This window comes from Chitinivibrionales bacterium (assembly GCA_014728215.1).
Classification (GTDB): domain Bacteria; phylum Fibrobacterota; class Chitinivibrionia; order Chitinivibrionales; family WJKA01; genus WJKA01.
This window is the reverse complement of the sequence record WJLZ01000060.1, coordinates 1-2,594: the sequence shown is the minus strand read 5'-3', so window position 1 is coordinate 2,594 and position 2,594 is coordinate 1. Positions and strand designations below refer to the sequence as shown.

The window sequence follows — 2,594 nt, the reverse complement described above, 5'->3', positions numbered from 1 at the left end:
TCACCAACCACGGAGTATGCATTCCAGATCAAAAGCCGCAACAGCGCCGCAGGATGCAGCGGTACCGAATCGGATTTATCGCCGGCAGCGTCAGCGCCCGAAGACTACTCCTCCTGGACCTACTGGAAATATATCGAAATCGACGGCACCTGTGCCGGGATAACCGACACCCTTACCGATTTTCCGCTTCTGGTGAGATTGACAGGCAGTAATTTCGATTTTTCGCAGGATTACAGCGACGGCGACGATATACGGTTTACCAATGAAGACGGGAGTATTCATTTCGATTATGAAGTGGAGAACTGGAATGAAACTGCGGATGAAGCCGAGATCTGGGTGAAAGTGGATTCGGTGTATGGGAATAATACCACGAAAGTCAGGATGTACTGGGGCATGAGCGGGGCAACGAGTAATTCCTGCGATTCGTGCGTGTTTGATACAGCAAATGGATTTGTGGGAGTCTGGCACATGGAAGAATCCGCAACCGATATTGTCGATGCCACAAGCAACCGGAATACCGGCACCATTGTCAGTGCACCGACTCAGGCAGGGGGTACCGTAAGCAAATCGATCTATTTTGACGGATCTGATGATAAATTCAATGTCGGGAATCTGGGACTTGCTGATGGCACCCATGATGAAATAACCATATCGACATGGTTAAAAACCGACGCCGGCATTGGCAATTATGCGAAAATGATAGCTCATGGGGGAACATATACCTATCCCTATGCTCTCCAAAGAGGAACATCGGACCAGATAAAGACTGAAATCGATGATGTGAGCTCCGCTTATTTAAGTCATACTGCCGGTTGGCATTATGCGGCCGGGCGATATGACAGCGATGCAACTGAGTCGGAAGAAATCCTGATACAAGTTGATACAGATACAGCATCGACAAACAATGCAGGCGGAAATATCAATCAGGACGCCACCAATGACGATACCTATATCGGTGCGCGATCGGATAATGCACAGAACTGGAAAGGCTGGCTCGATGAAGTCCGTATTGAAAAGGTTGCCCGTTCGCTGGACTGGCTAGCGCTCTGCTACCAGACCCAGAAAGCAAGCCCGAGCTGCATTTCCGAAGACAGCAGGACCCTCAATCTGGCCTCTGTTGCCGATGGCGATGCTTCCGCAATCAACAACCAGACCGACGTCTATCTCGGCTATGCCCAGTTCACGCTCAGCGGTAACGGCTCCGATCCCTTTCTTCAGAGCGTAACAATCACCGCTGTTGACGCCCCGGCAATCAGCGAGGCCGACAACCTTTCGAGTATCCGGGCCTACTATAATACGTCAACAACGCCCTCCACCACAAATCAGTACGGTTCGACAACAACATTCAGCGGCAATTCGAGCGGGACGGCAAGTTTCAGTGAATCCATGCAGGTTACCGCTACCACCTATGTCCATTTTTACTGCAACGTGGGCGAGGATATCGAAAACGCCGGTAATCTTCGACTGCAGGTAAGCTTTACCTCCTCCAACGAAGGCACCGGGGACCCCACCACCAACTCGACCGGCACGACTTTTTATCAGATCGCCGATACGGTTAATTACCTTCCATTGACCGTCGCATCCGACGGCACTGCCGCCCAGTGCTCGGTGTACACCGATTATTTCACGCTCATTTTCGATCAGGACGGCACCGGGGGGATCGAGTTTTTATCCGACAGCGCCCACGGGCGGGCGACCTCGAACCAGGTTGACGGGACAAGCGAGCTGTTTTATATCCATTACGATGGCTCCGAGACCCGGTCCACAAGCGGGAGCTTTGCCATAATCGATACCAGTGAGGTGCTTGCGCAGCTCCGGCAGCAGACAACGCTCGGTGGGTTGATATTCACAACAGATTATACCGTTCACGGCTCAGGGAAAGCTTTTGTTCATGTCGAGGCATACAATCCCGGATCGAGTGTGTCGGACAAGACGCTCAAGTTCATGATCGACCGTACCGCCACCGGCACGATTTCCGCAACGACCGCGCATGCAACGGCAAGCTCGTGCCCGTATATTCTGCTCTCTTCCGACGGCGCCTCACAGCGGGATATTCTTCTGGCGACCTACGATCTGTGGAGCACATCAAGCGGCTACGAAAAAAGCGCCACCGGATTCGATAACAGCACCGGCAGCGCCTATGCCGGGTATCAGGCCGCAAGCGGCGGCGGCAACGGCTTTGCGCTCAATGCCGGCCAGATCCAGACCTGGGATTTCATGCTCGATTTTGCGCATGAATACTGGGACGATACCATTGGTGTCGGAAGAGTGGTCGATGACTATCGCAACCCGGACAGTTTGGAGCTGATTCACGGCACGATTGGCATGGAGAAGGCGTGGGAGAACCATATCCGGGGACAATGGAATTTCGAAGAAGGCGCCGGGGATACAGCCTATGATTTTTCCGGCAGGGAAAAACACGGCGCCAATTCCGGTACCTACGCCTATGCCGCCGGTAATCAGGGAAACTATGGACTCGATTTAGAAGCATCAAGCAGAATTACCGTTGCGACAGACAATTCGTTCGACTGCACCAATGAATTCACGATCATGACCTGGCTCAAGCCCGATGATTATGAAACCGAGGGTGGCAT

General features: G+C 52.7%; 1 protein-coding gene. It reads left to right on the top strand.

The window, feature by feature from the left end:
- On the top strand, nucleotides 1–2,594 hold a 2,594-nt coding region (locus GF401_04135; GenBank protein MBD3344233.1), incomplete at both ends, for a DUF2341 domain-containing protein.